Annotated in this window: 18 protein-coding genes; all 18 read right to left on the bottom strand. The window is 41.2% G+C overall.

What is annotated here, in order from left to right:
* Positions 1 to 17 precede the first annotated feature (17 nt).
* Positions 18 to 728: an elongation factor P 5-aminopentanone reductase gene (ymfI, locus tag LCM09_RS12430; protein WP_224882200.1), complete on the bottom strand. Its 711-nt coding sequence runs from the start codon at positions 726 to 728 to the stop codon at positions 18 to 20.
* A 54-nt stretch (positions 729 to 782) separates the two neighbouring features.
* Positions 783 to 2066, bottom strand: a complete 1284-nt coding sequence (yfmH, locus tag LCM09_RS12425) for an EF-P 5-aminopentanol modification-associated protein YfmH (protein ID WP_224883015.1) — start codon at positions 2064 to 2066, stop codon at positions 783 to 785.
* On the bottom strand, positions 2066 to 3340 hold the full coding sequence (gene yfmF / locus LCM09_RS12420) for an EF-P 5-aminopentanol modification-associated protein YfmF (protein ID WP_224883013.1): 1275 nt from the start codon (positions 3338 to 3340) through the stop codon (positions 2066 to 2068). Before yfmF ends, yfmH begins: the two co-directional genes overlap by 1 nt.
* A gap of 862 nt (positions 3341 to 4202) precedes the next feature.
* Complete coding sequence (locus tag LCM09_RS12415) at positions 4203 to 5165, bottom strand: ABC transporter permease (RefSeq protein WP_224882198.1); 963 nt, start codon at positions 5163 to 5165, stop codon at positions 4203 to 4205.
* On the bottom strand, positions 5165 to 6217 hold the full coding sequence (locus LCM09_RS12410; protein ID WP_224883012.1) for an ABC transporter permease: 1053 nt from the start codon (positions 6215 to 6217) through the stop codon (positions 5165 to 5167). The genes LCM09_RS12415 and LCM09_RS12410 overlap by 1 nt, the downstream gene beginning before the upstream one ends.
* Positions 6218 to 6219: 2 nt before the next feature.
* The gene (locus tag LCM09_RS12405) at positions 6220 to 7749 is read right to left on the bottom strand and encodes an ABC transporter ATP-binding protein (protein WP_224882196.1); all 1530 of its coding nucleotides are present in this window, start codon (positions 7747 to 7749) and stop codon (positions 6220 to 6222) included.
* A gap of 135 nt (positions 7750 to 7884) precedes the next feature.
* A complete protein-coding gene (locus tag LCM09_RS12400) occupies positions 7885 to 8979 on the bottom strand; it encodes a BMP family lipoprotein (RefSeq protein WP_224882195.1) in 1095 nt (364 codons plus the stop codon).
* 276 nt (positions 8980 to 9255) lie between these two features.
* A complete protein-coding gene (locus tag LCM09_RS12395) occupies positions 9256 to 11601 on the bottom strand; it encodes a DNA translocase FtsK (RefSeq protein WP_224882193.1) in 2346 nt (781 codons plus the stop codon).
* A gap of 112 nt (positions 11602 to 11713) precedes the next feature.
* Entirely contained in the window at positions 11714 to 11938 is a 225-nt protein-coding gene (locus tag LCM09_RS12390; protein WP_224882192.1) for a YlzJ-like family protein, read from the bottom strand.
* Positions 11935 to 12696: a ClpP family protease gene (locus tag LCM09_RS12385; protein ID WP_224882190.1), complete on the bottom strand. Its 762-nt coding sequence runs from the start codon at positions 12694 to 12696 to the stop codon at positions 11935 to 11937. The genes LCM09_RS12390 and LCM09_RS12385 overlap by 4 nt, the downstream gene beginning before the upstream one ends.
* A 113-nt stretch (positions 12697 to 12809) precedes the next feature.
* On the bottom strand, positions 12810 to 13685 hold the full coding sequence (gene dapA, locus LCM09_RS12380) for a 4-hydroxy-tetrahydrodipicolinate synthase (RefSeq protein ID WP_318246513.1): 876 nt from the start codon (positions 13683 to 13685) through the stop codon (positions 12810 to 12812).
* Positions 13686 to 13699: 14 nt separating this feature from the next.
* Positions 13700 to 14956, bottom strand: coding sequence for an aspartate kinase (dapG, locus tag LCM09_RS12375; RefSeq protein WP_224882188.1), 1257 nt, complete (start codon positions 14954 to 14956; stop codon positions 13700 to 13702).
* Positions 14957 to 14976: 20 nt separating this feature from the next.
* Entirely contained in the window at positions 14977 to 16023 is a 1047-nt protein-coding gene (gene asd / locus LCM09_RS12370) for an aspartate-semialdehyde dehydrogenase (RefSeq protein ID WP_224882186.1), read from the bottom strand.
* Positions 16024 to 16160: 137 nt separating this feature from the next.
* The gene (locus LCM09_RS12365; protein WP_224882184.1) at positions 16161 to 16754 is read right to left on the bottom strand and encodes a dipicolinate synthase subunit B; all 594 of its coding nucleotides are present in this window, start codon (positions 16752 to 16754) and stop codon (positions 16161 to 16163) included.
* Positions 16751 to 17653, bottom strand: a complete 903-nt coding sequence (gene dpaA, locus LCM09_RS12360) for a dipicolinic acid synthetase subunit A (RefSeq protein WP_224882179.1) — start codon at positions 17651 to 17653, stop codon at positions 16751 to 16753. Before dpaA ends, LCM09_RS12365 begins: the two co-directional genes overlap by 4 nt.
* 90 nt (positions 17654 to 17743) lie before the next feature.
* Entirely contained in the window at positions 17744 to 18001 is a 258-nt protein-coding gene (locus LCM09_RS12355) for a YlmC/YmxH family sporulation protein (RefSeq protein ID WP_224882177.1), read from the bottom strand.
* A gap of 144 nt (positions 18002 to 18145) precedes the next feature.
* The gene (locus tag LCM09_RS12350; protein ID WP_224882175.1) at positions 18146 to 19387 is read right to left on the bottom strand and encodes a M16 family metallopeptidase; all 1242 of its coding nucleotides are present in this window, start codon (positions 19385 to 19387) and stop codon (positions 18146 to 18148) included.
* 76 nt (positions 19388 to 19463) lie between these two features.
* On the bottom strand, positions 19464 to 20423 hold the full coding sequence (locus LCM09_RS12345; protein ID WP_224882173.1) for a polysaccharide deacetylase family protein: 960 nt from the start codon (positions 20421 to 20423) through the stop codon (positions 19464 to 19466).
* Positions 20424 to 20517 lie beyond the last annotated feature (94 nt).

Below are 20517 nucleotides of genomic sequence, written 5' to 3'. Positions count from 1 at the left end.
AATTATGCACCATATCGTTAAATCCACGCACCGTCTACAGAAATAATCTGTCCACTTATGTAAGAAGACTTCTCTGAATCGAGGAAAGAAATAACGTCTGCTACTTCTTCCGGATTACCAGAGCGACCAAGAGGAATCTCTTCGATTAATCCTTGCTCCTCTTCATCAGATAACGCCGCATTCATATTTGTCGCGATATACCCAGGCGCGACGGCATTTACGCGGATACCACTCGGACCAAGCTCTTTTGCAAAGCTTTTAACAAATGCATTTAGACCGCCCTTAACTGTTGAATAAACGACTTCACACGATGCTCCGGAGTTCCCCCACACAGAGGAAACCACGATGATGCTCCCCTGTTTTTGCTGCACCATGCTCTTTGAATAATGCCTGGCAAGTTTCACTGAAGAAGACAAATGTAGATTGATCATCTTATCAATGTGCTCATCATCCATATCAGTTAGAAGACCAATAAAGCTTGATCCTGCATTCAAAATCAAGGTATCGACTTTTTGTGCGAATCGATATACACTCTGCAATTCGTCTTTGTTTGATAGATCAGCTTGCACAGGGATGATTTCAGCAGAAGGGAACTCAGCTGCTAGTCCCTTGATGCTCTGTTCGTTCGAACGGTAATGAGCATAGACTCGATCACCATTTTGTATATACTCTCTCATGATCGCTTGTCCTATTCCACCACTCGCACCCGTAATCAAGACATTCTTCATTTTCACCCTCCCATCTTTAATCACAAGGAAAAAAGCACCCCACGGGTGCTTTTATTACTTAGGAACAACCTGGCAAACCGTAAATGATTCTTCTTTAAAGTGACCTTTCACGGCACTTTCAACGTCTTTTGCGGTAAGTTCTTCTAAAACCGGAACGACTTCAAACAAATCCATATCATTGAAGCGATAGCGTGTGAACTGATTTGCTATAAATTCAGGTGAATTTAACGCTCTTAGGAAGCTACCGATTTTCTTTTTCCTAATACGCTCAAGCTGATCTTCATCGATTGGATTTTTCGAGAACTCTTCTACCATCGAATACAACCGTTCAGCTAGCTCATCAGGGGAACTTGTGTTACTTCCTACTACTGAAAAGCCAAAGTTTTCTTCCTCTGTAAAGTCATAAGAAAAGCTCTGATCGATAAGGCCTTCGTTGTATAATGTTTCATAATTCTCTGAGCTCTGACCGAACATGAGATCAAGAGCAAGATTGATGGAAAGTTCATGCTTAAGTAAATCTCTGCCTTGGCGTCCTGGGTTAGGTTCTTTAAAACCAACAAGACATTTGGCAACTTGAACGGACATTGGCAGTACTTTCTTTTTCTCTGCAACACGTTGTGACTCTTTATCGAAAAATCGTTCGATAGGCGGCTGATCTTTGTATGATTTGGCAGCCTGATTACTTTCTACAAACGACATGATTTCTTCTGGATTTACATTACCAACAACGAAAAGAACCATGTTCGAAGGGTGGTAGAACGTCTCATAACATGTGTAGAGAGATTCTTTTGTAATCTTAGCAATCGACTCTACCGTTCCAGCAATATCGATTTTCACTGGATGTTTATGGAACATATTTTCAATTACGCCGAAATACGCGCGCCAGTCAGAGTTATCATTGTACATTTCAATTTCTTGACCGATGATGCCTTTCTCTTTTTCTACACTCTCGTCACTAAAATATGGCGCCTGAACGAAATCAACAAGCGTCTCAAGGTTTTGCATGACATTTTGTGTAGTAGAAAACAGATAAGCAGTTCTCGTAAACGACGTAAAGGCGTTTGATGACGCACCTTGCTTACTGAAATCTTGGAACACGTCACGGTCTTCTTTTTCAAATAATTTATGCTCAAGAAAATGCGCGATTCCATCAGGAACCTTTACATCTTCTGATCCATTTAACGGTACGAAATGGTTATCGACAGAACCATATTTTGTCGTAAACGTCGCATACGTTTTGTTGAAGCCTTTTTTCGGGAGCACGTATACGTCAAGACCATTGTCCATCGTCTGATGATAAAGTGTTTCTTGCAGCTGATTAAACGGGATTGTTCTCATCATTCAGCTCCCTCCCCTTTTAAGAAGTATACCGTGTCTAGCTTCACCTGATCAGCTACCCTTTTGACATCCTCTGTCGTAACGGCGTCGATTCCGTCCAACCATTCTTCTAAAGAACGTAGCTTTTGTGAAACAACACCATGATAAAGCAGTTCTACCATGCCTTTTGCATCGTCAACTGTCTCAAGTAGCTGATTTCGAATCATCGTTTTTGTCTGATTCATCTCTTCATCATTAAAATCACCGTTCTGCATTGCAGTTAACTGTTCTTTAATGATATCTACTGTTTTATTGTAATTTTTAAATTCAATTCCTGACATCACGATGATTAAGCCTTTGTGGCTTTCATATCTTGACGCTGCGTAGTACGCAAGACTTTCTTTTTCGCGAACATTTCTAAACAGCTTAGAATGAGAAAATCCACCAAACATTCCGTTGAAAACCTGTAGAGCATAATAATCATCATCAGCGTAACTAACACCTGAGCGGAAGCCCATGTGCAGCTTACCTTGTTTGATCTCTTGCTCTTCCTGTACTTCTCTTTCTTTCACTTCTAATGGCGCTTTCTCTGTAATCGCTGATGAAGCTTCCGTTCTTTCTTTTAATGGGAAGAGATCAGTTACTAAGTCTTTGATTGAAATCTCATCAAGATCTCCCACGAAATAAAGATCAATTTCATCTTCATTACATACTTTTTCGTAGTACTCATATAAGTTGTTCGCGTCGATTTGATCGATCTGTTCTTTAATTCCATATACATGTAGGCCAAATGGCTCATTAGGAAACATTTCCTGAGTCAGCCTCATATTCGAATATCTCATTTTATCATCATAAATCGATTGAATGCGTTGTTTTAACGTGCGCTTTTCTTTATCAACGATCGAAGAATCAAATGCACCGTCTACTTTCTTAGGATTCATCACAACATCCGCAAACAAACCTAATGCTTTCTTTAAAAGTGGCTTATCTTCAGAAAGGAATTTCTCATTAGCAAAATCCATTCTAAAGGTCATGATATGAAAGTCACCTTTCTTCGCTAAATCTACACCTAGCGTTGCACCATAAAGCTTTTCAAGTTCAGTGCGAAGAGCTTTAGAGGATGGATAATTCTCCGTTCCACTCTGAAGCACATAAGGCAAAAGCGCTCGTTTCGTCACCGTCTCCTCGCTAAGACGAGACTTAAACTGCATGACCACCGTCGTCGTTTTATACTTCTCGGTCTGAATTTTATGTAGCGTTAAACCGCCGCATGAGCTCTTCTCATGAGGGATAATTGCCATACAACTCACTCCTTTTCATCTCTCCATCGTTTTCCAACACAGGAAACCAATTCTTATTCCCTTTATACCATAGTATGTGTCAATGTGTAAGTAATTAACACTTGAAAAGCGAAGGTGGGCATGTTTTAAATCCGTAGGATGTTGGAGCACGTGAGGCTGAGGCGTTTTGTGTCTCAACCGAAGGGGCGAAACAGCCGGAGGATTTAGCCCACCGCAGCTGGACATACGAAAAGCGAAGACGAGCGTTTAGAAACGTAGATATTGGAACTCTTGAAATAGAACACGCTTTTTGTGTTCTGTTTCAAGAGTGAAATATCGCAGTTTCTGCGAGTCGTAGCTGGACATCGAAAAGCAGAAGCGACCGTTTAGGTCCGAAAGGCGCTGGAACCTTTTCGAATGAACACGCCCTTTGTGTTCAAGCGAAAAGGTGAAGCGACCGAGGACCTGGTCACTGCAGCTGGACATACGAAAAGCAAAGACGAGCGTTTAGAAACGTAGATATTGGAACTCTTGAAATAGAACACGCTTTTTGTGTTCTGTTGAAAGAGTGAAATATCGCAGTTTCTGCGAGTCGTAGCTGGACATACAAAAAAAGCGGAAGCGACCGAGGACCTGGTCACTGCAGCTAGACATACAAAAAGCGAAGACGAGCGTTTAGCAACGTAGATATTGGAACTCACTAACTCTCCAAACTCCATTTTATTTGCCATATCCAATTTTTATTAGTTAAAATTCATTTTTATTGTCCAAAAGGTGATTTTATTAGCCAAAATCACTTTTTATTGTCTAACTATCCTTATTCTAATCAACTCCACACACAAAAAAACCCTCCACAATCGTGGAGGGTTTATGAATATTATCGCTTCCCTTTTTCATACGGTTGACCGATTGCTTTCGGTGCATCCGCTCGTCCAACAAGTCCAGCTAGTGCTAGGATCGTTAGAACGTATGGGGAGATAAGAAGATAAACTTCTGGAATTTCTTTTAGACCAGGAATCTGTTGGCCTGTAATACTTAATGATTGCGCAAGGCCAAAGAACAATGCTGCTCCCATGGCACCTAGAGGATGCCATTTACCGAAAATCATAGCTGCAAGCGCCATAAAACCCTGACCTGAGATGGTTGCATGGCTGAAGTTTCCTGCGATTGAAGTAGCATAAACAGCTCCACCTAACCCAGCGAAACCACCGCTAAGCATAACAGCAACATAACGCATTTTTGTTACGTTGATCCCCATTGTATCAGCTGCCATTGGGTGCTCCCCAACAGAGCGAAGACGCAGACCAAACGGTGTTTTGTAGATAACCCACCAAACTAAAACCGCAAGTGCTATTGCAATATAAGATGTGTAATACGCATTTGAGAAGAAAAGAGGCCCAATAAAAGGAATATCACTTAAAAATGGAACATTCGTTTTATAGATACGCTCTTGAATAATTGGTGTTTGACCAGCATCAAAGATCTTCTTTACTAAGAAGATCGCAAGGCCTGCTGCTAGGAAGTTAAGAGCAACACCACTTACAACTTGATCCGCTCGTAAAGAAATACTTGCAACTGCATGTATCAGTGAAAATAATGCACCGATGATAATAGCTACAATCAATGAGAACCACGGTGAAGCTGCTCCCATGCCCCACTGCTCACCAAGATACGTAAATAACGCGCCTGTAAAGGCTCCCATAAGCATTAAACCTTCTAAGCCGATGTTAACGACACCAGATCTTTCACTGAAGACACCACCGAGTGCAGTAAATATTAGGGGAGCGGCTGAAAAGATAGCAGCAGGAATAACGATTTGTAGAATCTGCATGACATCCATTAAATTTTCCCCCTTTTGTTCACCCTGTTGCTGATCCAGTGAATGAGATAACTTGATGCAACAAAGAAGATAATCATGGCGATGACAATTTCAACTAGCTGAGTCGGAACCTGAGCAACTGACTGCATGTTCAATGCACCAATTTTCAGTCCACCGAATAAAGCAGCAGCTAGTACAACACCTAATGCGCTATTCGCACCAAGTAGCGACACTGCGATTCCATCAAATCCTACGCCGGTAAAGTCAGGCATAACTGTCATATAGCCATATGTGCCTAAACCTTCCATCGCACCAGCTGCCCCAGCAAAAGCTCCTGAGACGACCATTGAAAGAATAATGTTACGACGTACGTTGATTCCTGCATATTCTGAAGCATACTTATTGAAACCAACTGCTCGTAGCTCATACCCTGTTGAGGTTTTCCATAGGAGGAACCACATGATGATTGCGCCTATAATCGCAAAAACAATTCCATAATGAAGACGAGAGAAATCTGTGATACTTTCAAGAAATGCCGATTGAAGAGATGCAGACTGATGAATTTCTTCTGTTCTCTCTCCAGGAGCTAGTAAATACGTTCGAATTATCGCGTTAACAACGTGGAGAGCAACATAGTTCATCATGATCGTCGTGATAACTTCATGCACATGATATTTTGCTTTTAATAATCCAGGTACAAATGCCCAGATCGCTCCAGCTACACCTGCAGCCAAAATAGCGAGCGGGATATGAACAAATGGACTTAATCCCTCAAACTGTAGTCCAACATATACAGAAGCTAACCAGCCTACTAATAGCTGCCCTTCAACCCCTATGTTGAATAGACCCGTACGGAAAGCAAACGCTACCGCAAGACCTGAAAGAATAAGCGGGGTCATTTGACGAATCGTTTCACCTAAGACATAAGTATTAGAAAAAATACCATTAAAAAGTGCTGCATACGCTACGAACGGATTATATCCACTCACGAGCATAATAATTCCGCCAACAAATAAACCAAGCGCTACTGATAGAAGCGGTACTGAAATTGCTGACCATTTTCCTCTAAGAATACTCAAGATGTCTCACCAGCCTTTTTTCGCTTTCCGCCTGCCATAAGTAACCCTAATTCTTGTTCGGTCGTCTCTTCAGGTTTCACGACAGCTACGATCTTTCCTTCATAAATCACTGCGATACGATCACTAACGTTCATAATTTCATCCAACTCAAATGAGATCAGAAGAACTGCTTTCCCTTTGTCTCTTTCTTCAATTAACTTAGAGTGGATAAATTCGATCGCCCCTACATCTAGCCCACGTGTAGGCTGAGCAGCAATTAGGAGATTTGGACTACGATCGATTTCTCTTGCGATAATCGCTTTTTGCTGATTACCACCTGATAAGGCTCTCGCAGGTGTTGATTCACTAGGTGTGCGTACGTCAAACTCTTTTATTAGCGACTTCGCTTTATTTACAATGGTAGTAAAGTTGAGAATCCCGTTTCGAGAAAAAGGTCTTTTATAGTAGGTCTGAAGAACCATGTTTTCGCCAATTGAAAAATCCAATACAAGGCCATGCTTATGTCTATCTTGAGGGATGTGACCAAGACCGCTTTCAGTTACACGTCGTGGTTTCCAATTCGTGATGTCTTTTCCCTTTAGCATAACGTTGCCGGATTTTGTTTTTCTGAGGCCTGTAATCGCCTCGATCAATTCAGATTGTCCATTTCCATCTACTCCAGCGATTCCAACAATTTCTCCAGATTTCACAGAAATGTTGAGGCCATTAACTGCTGGAACGTGCCTTGAATCTTCTACTACTAAACTTTGAACCTCGAGAATATTTCCTTTTGGATCTGAAGGCTGTTTCTCAACTGAAAAGTTGACTTCTCTTCCTACCATCATCGAAGCCAAATCATCTGGGTTTGTTTCAGAAACATCGACCGTTCCAATTCCAACACCTCGACGAATAACTGTACATCGATCACACACTTCCATAATTTCTTTTAACTTGTGAGTGATCAAAATAATTGATTTTCCTTCAGAGATCAGCTTTTTCATAATAACGATTAGTTCTTTTATTTCTTGTGGTGTTAGGACAGCAGTTGGCTCATCAAAGATTAAGATATCCGCACCTCGATAAAGTGTTTTTAAGATCTCTACTCGCTGCTGCATTCCTACTGAAATATCCTCTATCTTTGCAGTAGGGTCTACTGCGAGACCATATTGCTTTGAGATCGCTTCCACTTCTTTTTCGGCTTCTTTCAGGTTGACTTGACCTTTTTTTGTTGGTTCGTTTCCTAGAATGATATTTTCCGTAACCGAGAACTTTTCTACCAGCATAAAATGCTGGTGAACCATTCCGATTCCTAGTTCATTCGCGATATTTGGGTCAGTGATGTTAACCTTGTTTCCTCGAACATAAATTTCACCTTTTTCAGGTTGATAAAGACCAAATAGAACATTCATCAAAGTAGATTTTCCAGCACCGTTTTCACCTAATAAAGCGTGAATTTCACCTTTTTGTAGCTGAAGCGTTATATTATCATTCGCAACGATACCAGGAAATTCCTTACGAATGTTCTTCATTTCAATGACATACTCCATACTGATTTCACTCCCTTATGCGCTAACATAAAACAAAGGCTAGCCTATGAAAGTACTAGCCTTTGACATGCTATTTTCCAGATGAGATTGACTCCAGAACCGTTGTTTCAATAGTGAACGACGGGTTCGACGAACTTATAGAGAGCTTACGAACGCTTCGTATTCTTCGTCAGTCTTAGGAACTTCTAGATCGCCATTCTGGATCTTCTCTTTATACTCTTCTACTTTCTTCAATGCATCTTCAGAAACGTTTTCTTGTGTTTCAGCAATTCCAACACCGTCTTCTTCAAGACCAAACTCTGTAACTTTTCCTCCTGGGAAACTATCTTCCATCGTTTGTTTAGATACTTCGATTACTGCTGTATCAACTCGTTTAACCATAGAAGTAAGAGTTACGTTCTCAGGCATCCCTTCTTCGTGCTGGTCACGGTCTACACCGATAACCCAAACTTCTTCACCGTTCTTCGCACGGTTTTTCGCTTCAGTGAACACGCCATTTCCTGTTCCACCTGCAGCATGATAAATGATGTCTGCACCTTTGTCATAAAGTGTTCCAGCAATAGCTTGTCCTTTTTCAGCAGCGTTGAAATCACCAGCATACTGTTCGAAGATCTCAGCATCAGGGTTTACAGATTTAACACCCGCTTTAAAGCCGCTCTCAAATTTCTTGATCAGCTCGGAATCAACTCCACCGATAAAGCCAACCTTGTTCGATTTTGTTTGCATTCCAGCGATTACACCAACAAGGAATGACCCTTGGTGCTCTTTGAATGTGATACTTGCTACGTTTTCAAGTGGCTCTCCACTCTCGTTAACTGCTACACTATCGACTAACGCAAGCTGTGCTTCAGGCTTTTGCTGTGCAATCGCTTGAATATCTTGCTGCATTAGAAAACCAATACCAAAGATAAGATCGTAATTATCACGAACTAGACCTGAAAGGTTTGGTTGATAATCACTTGCTGCTGTAGACTGTACATATTTAAAGCCTTTATCTTCTTCTAGGCCATTTTCTTCACCAAACATTTGAAGACCTTCCCAAGCAGATTGGTTAAAGGACTTATCATCAACACCGCCAGTATCTGTTACCATAGCAACTTTGAAGTTATTTTTATCTCCTTCTTCGCTACCACTACCGCCACCGGAACTCTCATCATTAGTACCACAAGCTGACAAAAGCGTTCCTGCAGCTAGAACAGCTGACATCATAAAACCGTACTTCTTTTTCATCTCTTTAATCCCCCTAATGTTAGTTAAACTTAAGCAGCTTCTAGTAAACTAGAACACTTAAATTTGAATGCGTTTTCATAGAGCATAAAATATTTTTGGATATATTATCCTAGTATGAAAACGATTTGAAAAATAAGTCATTTTTCGACATAACTATACCATTATTAAGGAGAGAAATAAATAGTTTTTTGAAAAAAAGCTCGATTACCAATATTTTAAATCGAAGGTAAATTAATTTCCATAAATTATTAAATTGCATCAAAAAAAGCACAGTCATTAACTTGACTGTGCTTCTTCTTCTTTACTTATTAGAACTTCTCTAGGCTTGCTTCCTTCATACGGACCAACGATCCCTCGTGCTTCCATTGCATCGATCAGCCTCGCAGCTCTCGTATACCCAATTCTGAAACGACGTTGTAGCATCGATACTGATGCGGTTTGCATCTCAGAGATAAGCTGAACAGCATCTTCAAACAGATCATCATCCACTTCCGGTTGCTCTTGTTCTGGCTTATCGCTCGGAATCATCTCTTCTTGGTACTGAGCTTTTTGTTGAGCAATTACAAAATCGACAAGCTCTTCCACTTCTTCATCTGATAGGAATGCCCCTTGAACACGCTTCGGTTTGTTCGCTCCAACAGGTAGGAAAAGCATATCACCTTTTCCTAGTAGCTTTTCAGCCCCTCCCATATCAAGAATCGTTCTCGAATCTGTTTGAGAAGATACGCTGAATGCAATACGAGATGGGATGTTTGCTTTGATGACACCTGTAATGACATCTACAGAAGGTCTTTGAGTAGCGATGATCAAATGAATTCCTGCAGCACGTGCCATTTGAGCAAGTCTTGTAATGGCATCCTCAACATCGCTCGATGCAACCATCATCAAGTCAGCAAGCTCATCGACAATTACAACGATATAAGGGAGCGTAGGTTGCTTCGACTCAGATCCTTCGTTATGGCGCTTAATATAGTTATTGTAACCTTCTATATTCCTCGTACCGCTGTGAGAGAAAAGCTCATAGCGGCGCTCCATTTCACTCACTACTTTTTTTAGTGCTTGTGAAGCTTTCTTAGGATCCGTCACGACTGGTGCTAAAAGGTGAGGAATTCCATTATACACATTTAATTCTACCATCTTAGGATCAATCATCATCATTTTTACTTCATGAGGCTTCGCCTTCAACATGATGCTCGCAATGATGCCATTGATACACACACTCTTACCACTTCCTGTAGCACCAGCTACAAGAAGGTGAGGCATTCGTGAAAGGTCAGAAATGACAGCTTCACCTGAAATATCTCTTCCAAATCCAATCGCAACTTTTGAATCGTGGGATTGGTATTCTTTTGATTCTAACACTTCTCTAAGCGTCACCATCGCAACCTCTGAATTCGGCACTTCGATTCCAATCGCAGACTTTCCTGGTATAGGTGCTTCGATTCGTAAGTCTCTTGCAGCAAGAGCAAGTGCCAGGTCATCAGTTAGGTTTACGATTTTACTAACTTTCACTCCAGTATCTGGATACACTTCATATTTCGTTACTGCTGGTCCAAGATGGACCTTCATCACTTTAGCTTTCACACCAAAACTTTCAAACGTTTTTTCAAGCTTTCTTGCGTTCGCTGAAATTTGCTGACGTTCATTTTCTTGCGTTATTTTTTTGGGTGGCTGAAGAAGTGACAATGAAGGTAATTTATAGTCCTTGTTTTCAAGTTCACCCACAGTGAGTGTTTGAAGAGGCTTATCTTCTTTTGGTTCATTTGCATCCACTTTAGGTTCAGACGCTACTTCGTTACTTGCGCTCGGAGGCTCTTGATTTGCGTATGCACTCTCAGTGAATGTTCGAATTTCAGGTTCAAATTCCCCATCATCTCCTTCTTCCTCAGATGACAGGTCGTACGTTTTCTCTTCTTCTGTCGCTTCTTTCTCTTTCTTAAGTGCTTCCTGACGTTCTTTCTTATCTTTTCTGGATTTCTTACTATCAGCCATTAGTGTCTTTGCTTCGTCATACGTATTTAGGACGAAGGCTTTGACCCATTCGATCCCTTTTCCAAAAACATCGCTGAAGGATTTACCCGTAATTAATACGAAGGAAAGAAGAATTAATAAAAAGGAAATCACCTGTGTTCCTGCCGCATCGAAAAGTCGATAGCAGAACGCAAATAAAAGCGCGCCGATCATCCCACCACCTAGTGGACCGGGATTCGCTGGGTCTGTTACGCCCATCTGGAAGAGTTCGTATGTATTGAGAATCACAGATGCATTTTCCCACTCTCCATTACGCGATAACGTTTCGAATAACCCAACATGACTTAACAATAGTAATGAAACGCTCAATAAATAAAACCCCGAAAGTCTTCTTGTCCAAAAGAGGGGTAGTTTTCGTTTGACGATTAAATAACAAGCGAAGAGAACTAATCCAGCTACGATTAACCCATACCATTCCCCTGCAAAAAATCGGAACATATGATAGAACGCTCGACCAACGATTCCCATCTTCAAAACACCTAGAATCGTAAATGCAAGAATAGTCAGACCGATAAACTCCATTTTGACTTGTGATTGCCAGGCCTGCTTTTTCTTAGTAGTCGACTTCTTTCTTTTTTTTCTTTTTGCCATATTCTCACCTCGTTACAAGCCGTAGCTGGTGCGAAAAAGCAGCCGTCTCCGGCTGCTTCTCTATCACCAATCTATTCCTAGTATACCACATGTTACCGTGGTGCTATAGGCTCTATTTTTGAGGCGGAGTCAGAGTTAACATTTGTCCTGGTTGAGTGGATTCATTTAAAAAATCTTGTGGGTCAGTACTGAGAATTTGTACAACTCTGCATTCACTATGTGCGGTGCGTTCCACAACAAGCTGAACACCGTTCCAGTCGATTACCTGTTGCTGGTCATAAGCACTTTGTTCAGTTGGGAACACGGCTTCATGAGGAAGAATTGTGTATAAAATCACTGCACAACTTCTCCTTCCTGTGTTCCCTTATATTCTTCAATGTACTGATTTAGCTTCTTCATCGCTTGCCCAACTGCTCCTACCTCGTCGATTAAACCGTAACTCACCGCATCTTGACCAACTACATTTGTCCCAATATCTCTTGTTAAATTACCCCTTGAAAACATAAGCTCTTTAAACTTATCTTCTGTAATATTGGAATGTCGCGTAACAAAACTTACGACGCGTTCTTGCATCTTGTCCAAATACTCAAACGTTTGAGGTACACCGATAACTAGGCCTGTTAACCGTACTGGGTGAATCGTCATTGTAGCTGTTTCTGCAATAAACGAATAGTTAGCTGCAACAGCGATCGGCACTCCGATTGAGTGTCCTCCTCCTAACACGATTGATACGCAAGGTTTTGATAGCGATGCAATCATCTCTGATATCGCTAATCCCGCTTCAACATCTCCACCAACTGTATTCAACAAGATCAATACACCTTCGATTTTTGGATTTTGCTCAATGGCTACGATCTGGGGAATAAGGTGCTCGTATTTTGTTGTTTTGTTTTGGGGAGGTAATTGTACGTGCCCCTCTATTTGGCCAACAATCGTCAAACAATGAATGTTAGAATGTTCCATACTCGGGACATTTGTTTGGCCTAACTGTTGAATTTTATCTACAAGCGTTGATTTCGACTGATCATCTTTTTTTGGTTCAGGTTGCCCTGCTGGATTCGGTGTTTCATTCTGATCGTTCTGTTCGTTGTTCATACTGAGTTCTCCTTCCTCACTCTGGTAATAGTAGTATGAACGATGACGTGTTTTTCAATTCAAAGCTAAGAAAAAGAAAAAAGCAGACGCAACACGCGCCTACTAATAGACTTTTATTTATTTAACACAGCAGCAAGGGAAGAACGTTCCTCAGCTGTTAGCGGTAGCATAGGTAGACGAACGCTACCAACATCGATGCCACTTAGTTGAAGTGCTGTTTTCACAGGGGAAGGACTAGGAGCTTTAAAGAGCTCATTCATGATAGGAAGAATTTTCCTATGAATAGCTGAAGCTTCTTTTACGTCTCCTGCATGATATGCATTGAGCATTTCTTGCATTTCGTTCCCTAGTACGTGAGAAGCGACTGAAATGACGCCATCTCCTCCAATCGAAACGATTGGCAACGTAAGCCCATCGTCCCCACTGTATACGGTGAACGAATCGTCAGTGCGGCTTATAATTTCAGTAATTTGATCAAGATCACCGCTAGCTTCTTTAACAGAAACGATGTTTTCGATCTTAGAAAGTTCTACGATCGTATCAGCAGTCATATTCACTACTGATCTTCCTGGGATGTTATAGATCATTACTGGTAGCTTTGTTGCCTCAGCAACAGCTTTGAAATGCTCATAAAGACCTCGTTGACCTGGCTTACTGTAATATGGAGATACGATCATTACAGCATCGACACCAGTCGCTTCAGCCTTCTTTGTAAGCTCGATCGTTGCATGAGTATTATTACTACCTGTTCCTGCGATGATCGGAATTCGTCCGTTTGCACATTTCACTGATTGCTTGAATAACGCAATTTTTTCTTCTGAAGTTAGTGTTGGTGATTCACCAGTTGTACCTGCGACTACTAGACCGTCTGAGCCGTTGTTAATAAGGTAATTGATTAGTTGCTCTGTTTTGGTGAAATCGACATAACCTTTTCGATCGAAAGGTGTCACCATTGCTGTAAGTACTTTTCCAAAATTCACTACTACCACTCCTTGCTTTTGGGTTATCGCTGATCCATTATAGGTTCTACTTCTTCAGTACCCGGTTCTAGGTGTAAATAGAACGTTTCATGCAGTGCATTTACGGCCGCAGAAAGATCGCTCTGTTTTACAAGTACCCAGATCGTTGTATGAGAGTCTGCTGATTGAAGAATATCGATGTTTTGCCCAGCTAACGCCTCAACTATTTTCGACGTTACACCAGGTACTCCGCTCATTCCAGCTCCTACAGCAGAAACCTTCGCGCAGTTTTTGATGATAACAGGATCATAACCCATTTCATTTAACGTTTCTACTGCTTTTTCTGTCATTTCTTCCATGACAGTGTACACGACACCTGTTGGACTAATGTTGATGAAGTCCACGCTGATGCCTTCGAGTGCCATCGCTTTAAACACTTTTGACTGTAAGTCGTATTGCCCTTCTTTGGCAAAAACTTTTATCTGTGAAACACCGTTTACGTGTGCAATTCCAGTAATCAGTCTGTCTACCACCTGTTCACCAGCAGGATTACCTTTCATCGAGGTAACAAGCGTTCCAGTCGAAGAAGAATACGTTGAACGGATTCTAAGCGGAACCTTTGACTGCATCGCTATTTCTACCGCTCTTGGGTGAATGACTTTTGCCCCTTGATACGCCATGTTGCACACTTCATTGTAGGTGACGATTGAAAGAGGACGTGCTTTTTCCACTAGTCGAGGGTCAGCCGTCATAATTCCTTCCACGTCTGTAAAGATGTCTACCCACTCAGCAGAGAGTGCTGCTCCGAGAGCTGCAGCAGAAGTATCGCTGCCACCTCTTCCAAGCGTTGTGACGTCTCCTTTTTCAGTTATCCCTTGAAAGCCAGTGACAACAACGACATCCATAGCCTTTAGTTCCTCGGATAAACGCTCTGTCCTCATTTCAAGAATACGTGCTTTACTGTGTTCACCAGTTGTAATGAATCCAGCCTGACCACCAGTATAGGCCGTTGCTTTCAAATTTTCTTCAAGAAGCATGTTGGAAAATACAACCGATGAAATACTCTCGCCACAAGACACGAGTAAATCATATTCTCTTGAAGTCACTTTTCGTTTACGATCACCTATTAATCCGAGCAACGTGTCTGTTGCATAAGGATCGCCAAAACGACCCATAGCTGATACTACTACAACGACTTTGTAGCCATCTTTTACTGCATCTTTTATATGATTAACTGCTCGATTTCTTCCGTCTTCACTTTTTAATGAAGTGCCACCAAACTTCTGGACGATGACTTTCATTTTCGCACACCTTCTTCAGTCTATTTCAATATATTTAGGGCCGCAAGACTTTCCGCGATTTGAACAGAGTTCCACGCTGCCCCCTTCAGTAGATTATCAGAGACAATCCACATATGAAAGCCATTTTTTCGATCGAGATCTTTTCTGATACGTCCTACGAAAACATCAGGCTTCCCAACAGCATCGAGAGGCATTGGATATACCTGATTCGTTGGATCGTCTTGTAGCGTTACACCAGGAGCGTTACGTAATAATTCTCTGATCTGTTCTACAGAAACATCATCATTGCCAACTTCAATATATACTGATTCAGCATGACCGGTTTCGATTGGAAGACGTACACATGTTGCTGCTACTTCAAGTTCAGCATCATGCATAATTTTCTTCGTTTCATTTATCATCTTCATTTCTTCGTAGGTAAATCCGTTTTCTTCAAAAACATCTATTTGAGGAATTGCATTGAATGCGATCGGATAGTGTTTCTTATCACCTTTGACTGGCAAATACTCAGGTGTATGAGATTGTCCTTCTAGCATTGCTTTGGACTGTTCTTTCATCTCCGTTACGGCACCCGCTCCTGCACCACTGACAGCTTGGTACGTAGAAACGATGATTTTATTAAGTCCATAAGCTTGCTTTAATGGTTCTAGTGCAGCAACCATTTGTATCGTGGAACAGTTAGGATTTGCGATAATTCCTTTATGATCACTTAAGTCTCTCTCGTTTACTTCCGGTACAACAAGAGGCACATCTTCGTTCATTCTGAATGCGCTCGTATTATCTACAACGATCGCACCGTGTCTAACTGCTGCTGGAGCTAATTGCTTTGAAATACTTCCACCAGCACTAAACAAAGCCAAATCGACGCCAATGAATGATTCAGGCTTTGCTTCTAGAACAGTAACTTCCTCGCCTTTGAAGGACACTTTTGTTCCTGCTGAACGTGATGATGAAAGGAGCGTTAAGGTCGAGATCGGAAAATCTCGTTCTTCTAGTGTTTTGATCATTTGTTGTCCGACTGCACCTGTTGCTCCAACTACTGCTACGTGAAATTGTTTAACGCTCATTTTAATAATTCTCCTTCCATATTCCATTCATACATTACCCAGCACAACAGAAGGAGAAACCTACGTTTCTCCCCACATCTGGTGATTTTATTCTCTATTTTATCATAAACCTGTTTTAAAGAAAGAAAAACCCTTTCTTAATCTAAATATCGTTCTACTAAAACAGGTTGATGTTGTTTACCATTCATCGCATCTTCTATTGTTTCGGTTAGTGACGTCATTCTAGCGACAAGGGAGTTTGGTTTCTTCACAGGATCATCCTGACCAAACGGAATGAAATAAATATTCTTTGTCGACATCAACCTCAAAATATTTGTTCCATTCAAACCGAGCCCATCATTCGTAGAAATACCAAGGACAACAGGCATTTCATTTCGTAATGTAGCTTTTGCTCCCATCAACACAGGAGAATCTGTCATAGCATTCGCAAATTTACTGATAGAGTTGCCCGTAATCGGCGCAATAACCATGCAATCAAGCGGAGTTCTCGGACCAAACGGCTCAGCTTTCACAATCGAATCAACCGCTTCGTTCCCAGTGATTTCTACAATCTTAGCAACCCAATCTTCACCTTCACCAAAACGAGTATTTGTTGACGTAACGGTGTGAGATACAAATGGTGTGACTTTTGCACCTAACTGAACTAGCTCTTCAATCTGCGGGACTACCGCGTCATACGTACAATGAGAGCCTGTTAAACCAAATCCAATGTGTTTCCCTTTCAAACTCATGGATTCTTTTCCTCCCCTTCTTTAAGCTGTTCAATAAGCAGTTGCGTCAAAACCCCTGCGATGATTTTCCCAGCTGTTTTTGGAGCGACGATCCCTGGTAATCCAGGTGCTAGAAGCGCTTTAATTCCCCTTTTCTCTGCAAATCGAAAATCCGTGCCTCCTGGTTTTGATGCAAGATCAATAATCAGGGTATGAGACGGCATTTTCGAGATGACTTCTGACGTTACGATTTGCGCAGGTACGGTATTGATACAAACATCCAAATTCGCAACTTCAGTAGCAAGTGATGATAAATGAAATGGCTTTAATCCCATTTCGGTTATCCTTGCAATATGCTCGGGTTTTCTCGCTCCAACACTTACGTTTGCACCAAGGGCATCAAATGATCGTGCAACTGACATCCCAACCCGACCGAGTCCTAGTACAGCGATATTCGATTGATGGATGGTGATATCAGTATGTTGAATGACCATCATGATCGTGCCTTCTACAGTAGGAATGGAATTGTATATTGCAATATCATCTCTTTCAAATAATTTAACGAGTTTTCTTGACGCTTTCTTAGCCATTTCTTGAAGGTGGCTATTACTGATTCCGCTATAAACAGTGCAATGCGAAGGGGTTTTACTTAGGTGCTCGGCAGTCAGTATCACTTTCTCATTAGAAAAAATACTATCTACTTCACCTTCCATATTTGTTCCAGCTACTGGAAGGACAATGGCATCAAGCTTCGTAAGGTCTACTTCATTAACCGAGCATTTTGTTGCTCCTGTAAAACCATGATCAAGCTGATCAAAGCCGATTAAAGATAAATCAGCATTCATCTCTGTTAACTTTCGAATGATTTCAAGCTGGCGGGCATCACCGCCGATTACTGCGATATGTTGATTCGTTAGCATCGTTCCTCCCCTTTCTTTTTCCACGTCTACCTACGGGGATTATTGTAATTTCTCAACATTCTATGTGGTTGATGCCCGCTTGGTGAATTATCATTCTTGCTCAATTTTGCCCTCTTTTTGATTTTGCACAATAATCATATCTCGACCTATTGTTTGAATATTATCCCACGGTATCGAAATGGCGTTTTCAGTCCTTTTAAGCCCTCCCCATGAGGTCTTCGGTATGATCAGAGCCTTCAGCGCCCCATTCGTTTCATCGAATAGTAAATCCGTTTGGCCGAGTACTCCGAGTCTCTTCCCTTTTTCTACATCAACAAGCTCTTTACCACTCAACTGACTCAATCTCATTAAAAGCCCTCCCTCAGCAATTCATATACACTAGTCTATGAATGAAAAGGAGGTAGAAGACGTTTTATACAAGTAAGAAAGTCGTCATTGAGAAGTGTATAGTGCAATAAAAAAAGCCGCCGAGATTTACTCGACGGCTTCGTATTACTTTTTCATGCCTACTGGAAATGTTCCGTTCGGACTGATCAATGAGCTTGAGAAGTCATCAGTGAACATAGACTGAACCATGTTGTTAACTTTGTCATGGTCAACGTTTTCGATATTTTTGATAATATCGTCAAGTGTACGATGTTGATTAAGCAATAATTCATTTTTCCCATTACGGCTCATTCTACTATTCGTGCTTTCAAGACTTAGCATTAAATTCCCTTTCAGCTGTTCTTTACAGTTCTGAAGTTCTTTGGTCGTGATACCTTCACGTTTGAACTCATTAAGCGTGTTTTGAATCGTGTCATATAGACGATCGAGCTGATTCTGGGCTGTTCCTGCATAAATCGTTAATAACCCGCTGTCCTGATAAGCTGAGTGATAGGAAAATACTGAATAAGCGAGTCCTTGCTCTTCTCGAACTTCTTGAAAAAGACGACTACTCATGCTTCCACCTAGCACATTGTTCATGACGATTAAGCTATAAATGTCATCCGTTCCAAATGGAAGACCTGCGTAACCGAGACAAAGATGGGCTTGTTCTGTCTCTTTCTTTCGTGCGATATGTCCCGGATGAAAAGTTGGTGCATCAACTTTCGGCTTATCTGATGGTGTTTCCCAATGTTCGAATGCTCTTTCTACTTTGTCCATGAATGATGCATCTACATTACCAGCGATCGAGATAACGATATTATCTGGTGTATAGTGAGTTTGCATGTATTCACGAAGTGTGTCACCAGAGAACCCTTTTAACGTTTCTTCTGTTCCAAGAATCGGCATCGCCAGTTCATGATCTCCGTAGCTCGCTTGACTAAGGATGTCATGCACGATGTCGTCAGGAGTATCTTCATACATCTTGATTTCTTCGTGAACAACATTCTTCTCTTTAGCAAGTTCTAATGCATCGAACTGAGAATTGAAAAACATATCACTTAGAACATCTAGTGCGTAATCTGCATGATCATCAAGGACCTTCGCATAATAGCACGTGTATTCTTTTGATGTGAACGCATTCACCTGTCCGCCGATACTATCGAAAGATTCGGCAATTTCTTTTGCATTTCGCTTATCTGTTCCTTTAAAGAACATATGTTCAAGAAAGTGAGATACTCCGTTTAATTCTTTTGGCTCAAAACGCGATCCAGTACCAATCCAGATCCCAATAGCTACTGAACGTACGGTCGGAATATTTTCTAATACTACTCTTACTCCATTTTTACAAGTTACTTTGTTAATCAAGCTTGTTCCTCCTGTATTGTAACCTTGTCATACTGTTCCAAAAACACTATATCATTAAAATAGATTGGAAACAATTTTATGGGATTTTAGAAATCCGTTTCGAATCTAAAACCTGAGATACTGTTCCTAAATGATATCCTCGTTCTTTTATCCCTCTGATCATGGCTTCTAAGCTTTTCTCTGTTGGTTCAGTCGGGTGCATCAACACAAGAGCCCCAGCATGAACTTTCTGTAGCACTCTGGTAGTGATGACATGAGGCGATGGTTTTTTCCAATCAACGGTGTCAACACTCCATAGAACAGTTTTCATTCCAAGACGATGTGCGATCTCGACACTATTGTAGGCATAACTTCCACTAGGGGGCGCAAACACAGTTGGTTTTTTATCGATCGCAGCTTCGATTACTTTGTTCGTGTCTTCGAGCTCTTTACGAATGGCAGCATCATTCATTTGTTTTAAGTCAGGATGTGAGTAAGCATGGTTCCCGATTTCGTGACCTTCTTCATTAATCATCCGAACAAGGTCTGGGTTTTTCTTTGCCCACGACCCATCTAGAAAAAAGGTAGCATGAACATTATATTTCTTTAAATGCTTCAACATATCAGGTAAGTACTCTTCTCCCCATGCAACGTTAATCATCAAACCAACCATCGGTTTATTCGGGTTGCCTTTATATACTGGCGCGGGTTTAAGGTCGTCGAGCTGAATGTCAGGTTCAATTTCTTTCTTTACGAGCATTTCTTCGTCAAACTTCTTCCCTTCCATCCTTTCAAGTGATGCTTTTACTTCCACCTCTACACCATTATAACCAGGAATACCTTTCCAAACCTTATCAACAACTGCATTTACAGGCTTTATATCAAATTTTGCCTTAGCGTCTACTATTTCATTATGTAGTGACGAATCACCACTAACCATCATCGCTTCTTCTTTTAAGGAACTTAAGTACATCGAAGTATAGGGGTTTTGTATAGTTTCTGCTGTCATGGCCAATATGATCACAAATACAAATAAGTGTATCCAGGTTTTCTTCATCAGATGGACCCCCTTTTGTACAAAGGTTATGTAAAAAAGGCAAGCCCTAGAACTAGTGCGGGTAACTGGAAGGAATAAAAAAAGAATTCGGCTT

This window comes from Guptibacillus algicola, from assembly GCF_020171805.1.
GTDB lineage: Bacteria > Bacillota > Bacilli > Bacillales > Guptibacillaceae > Guptibacillus > Guptibacillus algicola.
The sequence above is the reverse complement of the archived record's forward strand: the minus strand, read 5'-3'. Positions and strand labels throughout refer to the sequence as shown.